Here is a 6,159-nt window from a genome sequence, read left to right on the forward strand (position 1 = left end):
ACTCACCGACGGTTTCTTCATAAACGACGCGGCTCCGCGTCATCTTTGAAGAAAATGTCGGTCTGGACGGTCGGCACCACGTACAGTGCGAGCCGGACGGTGCTGGTGTCTCGACGGGGACCCGACCCGCAGGCGGGACAAGCAGGAGCTGAGGAGAGCGCATGATTCACCACATCACCCTGACCGGGCGGAGCATCGCCCTGGCCTGCGACGGCACAGTGACCACTCGGCACGGGGCGGGCGGTGCCACCGGTGCGGTCTATGTCGAGGCCTCACACCTGACCCTCCTGCACGACATGCGCGACGGCGAGTTCTACCGCACCGGCCAGAACTCCTGGTCGCCGTCGGGTTGGCGACGTCTGAGCGAGGCGCCGATGCGCATCGCCGACCAGCAGCGACGTCGGACCGCCGACGACGACCCCTGGGACGACCCGGCCCGCCACCACTCGGCCTGGATGGCGGTCCTGGAGGACGCCTCCGGGGCGTTGCTCGTGGGCTGCCTGGACGGGCGCACGCCGCGGCTGCGCGCCGATACCGCGGTCCTGGAGGCCTTCACCGAGTCCGGTGACTCGGCGCGCTGGGTGATCCTGCCCGGCCCGGCCACCGCCGTCATGGCCCGCTACGCGCGCGAGGTCGGAGAGAGCCTGGGCAGCCGGGCCATTGAGCCGCAAAGCGTGTGGTGCTCCTGGTACTCCTACTACGAGGGCATCTCGCAGGAGGCTCTCGAGCGCGAGATCCCACAGGTCGCCGAACTGGGTTTCTCCACGCTTCAGATCGACGACGGCTGGGAGGTGATGGTCGGTGACTGGGAGGCCGGCGAGAGCTTCGGCGACGGCATGGAGGCCGCCGCGACCCGGATCCGCGAGGCCGGAATGCAGCCGGGCCTGTGGGTGGCGCCCTTCATCGCCCTACCCGGCTCCCGGGCGGTGCGCGACTACCCGGAGATGTTCGTCCACAACGCCGATGGCGGACTGGCCGTGGCCGGCTCCAACTGGGGCGGCGACTACTACGCGCTGGACACGACCCACCCCACCGCCCAGACCTATGTGCGCAAGCTCATCGCCAAGATCGTCCACCGGTGGGGCTTCAGCTACCTCAAGCTCGACTTCATCAACGCCGCCGCCATCCCCGGCTACCGCCACCGCCAGATCGACCGGGAGGAGGCCTACCGAACCGGGTTGCGCCTCGTGCGTGACACCGCCGGCGACGAGACCTTCCTCCTGGGCTCCGGGGCGCTCATCATGCCCTCCTTCGGGCTGCTCGACGCGGTGCGGGTAGGGCCGGACGTGGCCCCCATGTGGGAGAACTACGCCTCTAACGACCTGTCGGACGCCAAGGCCTACAACGCCCTGCACGCCGGCATCAACCGGCTCTGGCTGGGGCGGGTCATCGGGGTCGATCCCGACGTCGTCTTCTTCCGCCACCGCCGCAACCTCCTGAACGACACCCAGATGCAGTGGCTGCGCGACCTCGCGGCGGCCAGCCGCTACCGGTGCCTGTCGGACCAGATGAGCTGGCTCGACGACGAGGAGAAGGAGGCCGTGCGCACCTACCTGGCCGCCGAGGACGAGCCCCCGGAGATCCTGGGCCGCTACCGCTTCAAGCTGGGCGAGCGCGAGATCGACCTCACTGAGGCCATCGAGGGGACGGCGTCGGCCTACCCGCTGTGAGGTGGGGGCTGAGGCTGGAGTTGGGGCCGGGAGCTGGCCAAGCTCCTACGGTCCCAGCAGAGCGGCGGGCACGACGGCGATCCCGTCCTCGTCCCGGTACGCCAGACGGCCGGTGGTCACCAGGACTGCGTCTGCGAGCCTCGGCCCGATCTTCTTGCGCAGCCAGCGCAGGTGCTTGGTGTCATCCGGCTTGGGAGTGGCTCTCGCCTTGATCTCGAAGGCAACGACCTGCCGGCGGGGACCTTCGAGGATGATATCGATCTCCTGTAGTCCGCCCTTGGTCCGAAAGTGAAAGACCCGGGCGCTGTGGAACTCGGCGTAGACCTGAAGACTTTGAATCACCAGGGATTCGAACAGTGAGCCGAGTACCCGGGGACGGCGCGGGGTGCCCCGAGGGCTGGTGAGGATCGGGTGGCCGACCCCGAGCACCTCGGAGGGACCGTATCCGAGAAGGCGAACGGCCAGGGCCGGGTCGCACAGCTGGTGCTTGTCGGCCAGGTTGTTGCGGGAGAACTCGTTCTCGCTGGGACTCCAGCCCGGAACCGGGTCCAGTAGCCACATCCCGCTGAGGTGGTCCCGGTAGGAGCGCGCCGTCGCCAAGCCCATGTCGGTGCTCAGTGGCCTGTTCGCCAGTTCGGCGATGGAGGTGAAGCTCGCCGTCGTGGCCACCGCGCTGGCGTAGGCCGTCAGCCACTCCCTCACGGATCGTGAACGTCGCCTGCCACCCGTCGCTTCCGGTAGATCATGTCGAAGCGTCTGCTCGATGTATCCGTCCAACTGGGCCTTGCGCCCTAAAGGTGGCTGCTCCCTGATGGCGGGGAAGCCGGAGCGGCAGATCTCATCGACGTACTGGTCGATCGTGACACTCGTGTACCCCTCGATCGGGGTCAGTGCGGAGAGGTCCTGAGTGCCGAGGCCACTGCTTAATAGGCTCCCCACCGAGACCGTTGGGGTGTCGATCGCGCGCTCGGCCAGGCTGAAGGGACGCATCCTCAGAGTGATGATCCGTCCCGCGCCTGTGTGGGTGGGTGCCTGGGACGGTGTGGAGGATCCGGTAAGGAGAAAACGGCCGGGAGAGGGATCGTCGTCGACGGCGCGACGTACCCGGTCCCACAGCTCAGGCATGCGTTGCCACTCGTCGATGACGAGAGGGCTGGGAAGTGTGGTGAAGCGCGATCCGATGGCGGCGAGCTGGGTGCGTTCGTCGGGATCGTCAACGGCGATGAAGGTAGTGCCGTGTGTCCTGGCGGTGCGGGTCTTCCCGACGGCGCGGGCTCCTTCGACGCTGACTGCCGGGACCGACCGCAGCAGCTCCTCGAGGCGCTGGTCCATGAGACGCGGCCGGTAGGTGGTCATGAACTGATCGTAAGGGCCGCTTTGTGCTGCCGTACAGCCAAAAGAGTGGGGCTGTGGATAACTCAGGGGTCCGGGAGCTGTGGGTGACAATCAGTTCGGTCGTGCTTTCATCGACTATTTGGTCAAGAGTTAATGATCGTTTTAGTCAAGTTTGGTGTTGATCGTTGCGCCCCTCTGGAGCCCCGGCACAGCAGCGGGCAGTGACAGAGGGACTTACCGAGTGTAAGATGAATCTCACCACCGCCGTGTCTCTCAGGAGATACATCGGCTCCACTGCTGGTGGAGGTAGCGGATTATCAATGGTTCGCACGGAAGTGCCGGCGGTGCTGCCCCAGGGGACTGGGGGTTGAACTTATCCATAGTAAGACTAACGTTTCAGGAGCGTTGATGTGAGCCGCCTCGACTTCTCAGATCTCTTCCGTGATATCACTGGGCATGAGCCCAGGGACTACCAGGTGCGCCTGGCCGAGCGACTCGCCCAGGGAGAGTCGCCGTCCCACCTCAGTGTGCCGACCGGGATGGGTAAGACCCTCGCGGTCCTCATCGGATGGTTGTACGCGCTGGCTCAGGACGCCGAGCAGATAGGCCGACGTCGTCGGAGGCGGGTGGTTCCTCTGAGACTGCATCTCGTTGTCGACCGGCGCGCCGTCGTCGATGACTCCTTCGAGGCTGCGCTAACGATTAAGGAGGCACTCGCAGAAGGTGCAGGTGATCGGTCGACGGTAGGACAAGTGGCCGAGGTGCTGCGATCGGCTTTCGCTATCCCTGCTGAGGCGGAGGTGCTCGAGGTGCGTCGCCTGCGCGGTGGGCTCGCTGATGATGATGGGGACTTGACGGAGCACACGCGCTACCCCGCGCGCCCAGCCATCATCGTGGGAACACTCGACATGACCGTGTCCCGTCTGCTGTTCCGCGGCTACCAGCTCTCGCCCTACCGCCGCAGCATCGATGCGGCGCTGACTGGCTTGGATGCGTTCTGGGTCCTTGACGAGGCGCACCTCTCCGAGCAGGCCCTGACCACCTTGTCCGTGCTCCGCAGCGAGGAGAGCAGGCTCGAGGATCGTTGTGGTGGCAGCGTCCCGAGTCTGCAGGTCATGCCGATGACGGCGACACCCATGACGCTTCCCAACCTTCACCGGGAAGCCGGCCAGCAACTGACTCCCGGTCTCAGTCTGGACTGGGAGGAGGAGTGCCGCCTGGATCCGCAGCTGGCTGCGCGTCGGGCGCATCGTGACAGTGTCCCGGTGGACGTTCACTGTGTGAATGGCAAGGCGGCAGCCGCTCTCACGGAGCAGGCGTGTACTCGCATGAAGGAGCTGAGCCGGGGAGAGTCGCTGGTCGTCTTCTGCAACACCCTGGACACCGTCAAGAAGGTCGTGGCCGGGTTGAAGAAGCAGGCCGGGAACCTGGGAGATCAGGCTCCTCACGTGGATGTCATGGTCGGCGGGATGCCTGCTCGTCGTAGCAAGGACGCCGTGAAGAGACTCTCCCCTTATCGGACGGGGGCTGAGGGCCGTCAGGACGCTCAGGCCACTGTCGTCGTGGCCACATCGACTCTGGAGGTTGGTGCCGACCTCGACTTCACCCACCTCCTGACGGAGAGTTGCCAGGCCGGCTCCCTGGTGCAGCGCCTGGGACGGGTCAACCGGATCGGCGCTCGGTTCGACGGCAACGTGACCATCGTTCACTCCACCGCTAGTAAGGACCCGATCCACGGCGTCGCCGCAGACGCCGTCGTCGACCTGATCGGCAGCGCTACCACCCTCGGTGAGGTGGTGAAGCGGCTCGATGAGGCTGACGGGCGGGAGGAGCTGGTGAATGCGACTCAGGTTCCGGTCATCATCCCCCCGAATGTCTTCGCCGCATACCTGCGCACCCTGGGGTCCCGCAATGACGCCCCTGTCCATCCGTGGATCCGGCCACTGGCCGATCCACGGCCGGACGCGTTCATCGTCTTCCGCAAGAGTGTGGGAGACCTCGCCGATGTCAGTCCTGAGGCCCTTCGGGAGGACCTGACTCGGTGGCGGCCCGACCTTCGAGCCGAGGCCTGGACCGTCCCGCTGAACGATGCTCGGGAGGTAGTGAAACAGGCGTTGGGAACGCAGTCCCTCGTCATCATCGATCCGACGTCGGAAGAAGAGCCTCGTGTCCTTCGGGCCGGGGCCTCCCCTCCTGATCTGGTTCCCAGCCAGATCATCGTCATGGTGCCGGGTCATGACGGCAACCCCTATGGGCTGGTGAACGCCGGCCATGACTACTCCGGGCAGCACGTGATGCCCGGCGCCACGGCTGAGGAGGTGTCCAAAGAGCTGGTGTCCCTCGCGACGGGGACGGACCGGGGAGCGGGCGGCAGGCAGACGGTCATCCTCACGGACCTGTCCGGGGGTGACCTGCGAACCGACGACCCGTACGCCGACCTCCTGGAAGAGGCCGCCTTGCTCACGGTGCCACCGGGCTGGCAGATCGACGACGACGTCATTGGTGCTGACAGTCTTCACCCGTGGCTCCGCCTGCGGCTCGTAGAGGCCGCCACCGAACGTCCCGCGAACACTGAGGATGACGCCGAGGAGCGCACCCTGTCCGGCCACGGCGACAAGGTGGGTGAACGTGCAGGACAGTGGGCCCGAGCCATCGGCCTGCCCGAGAACCTGGTGGAGGACCTCGTCACGGCCGGACGCCACCATGACGATGGCAAGGCCGATCCCAGGATGCAGGCCGCGCTGGGCGCAGCCGTGGATGAGAGCGGCTTCCTCGTCCTGGAGGATCCGGAGGAGCAGAATCGCCGAACGCCGCTGAGCAAGTCCCGGCTCCCTCGCAGGTACTGGAACCGCTCCATGCGCATGGCCGGCGTGCCCTCCGGCTGGAGGCATGAAGCGGCCTCCGCCGATCGCCTGGAGAAGCAGCTGGACAGAGGTGAGCAGACGACGCACGATCCTGACCTGGTGATGCATCTGGTTCTCAGCCACCACGGCCGCTTCCGCGGCCCAGGACCGGTGTGCTTGCCTGATTACGGAACGGCTCCACGACATCAGGACCCGAATGACCCCTCCTGGGCTGAGGCCATGAGTCGTTTCCACCGTCTCAATGATCGCTACGGCCCCTACACCCTGGCGCTGATCGAGACGATCCTGCG

General features: G+C 66.2%; 3 protein-coding genes. 2 read left to right on the forward strand and 1 reads right to left on the reverse strand.

Annotated elements, in window-relative coordinates:
• The first annotated feature begins 161 nt into the window (after positions 1-161).
• Complete coding sequence (locus RWR81_RS11865; RefSeq protein ID WP_314457943.1) at positions 162-1,670, forward strand: alpha-galactosidase; 1,509 nt, start codon at positions 162-164, stop codon at positions 1,668-1,670.
• 45 nt (positions 1,671-1,715) lie between these two features.
• Here RWR81_RS11865 and RWR81_RS11870 read toward each other — a convergent pair whose 3' ends face one another.
• A complete protein-coding gene (locus RWR81_RS11870; RefSeq protein WP_314457944.1) occupies positions 1,716-3,026 on the reverse strand; it encodes a DUF4143 domain-containing protein in 1,311 nt (436 codons plus the stop codon).
• Between the two features lie 389 nt (positions 3,027-3,415).
• Between RWR81_RS11870 and cas3u the strand changes: the two genes are divergently transcribed.
• Positions 3,416-6,159, forward strand: a 2,744-nt coding sequence (cas3u, locus tag RWR81_RS11875; protein WP_314457945.1) for a type I-U CRISPR-associated helicase/endonuclease Cas3, incomplete at its 3' end; no start/stop codon positions are given.

This window comes from uncultured Actinomyces sp., from assembly GCF_963526355.1.
GTDB lineage: Bacteria > Actinomycetota > Actinomycetes > Actinomycetales > Actinomycetaceae > Actinomyces.

Coding starts and splice junctions, on each gene's coding strand:
- RWR81_RS11865 (WP_314457943.1), top strand. CDS start 162: ATGATTCACCACATCACCCTGACCGGGCGGAGCATCGCCCTGGCCTGC.
- RWR81_RS11870 (WP_314457944.1), bottom strand. CDS start 3,026: ATGACCACCTACCGGCCGCGTCTCATGGACCAGCGCCTCGAGGAGCTG.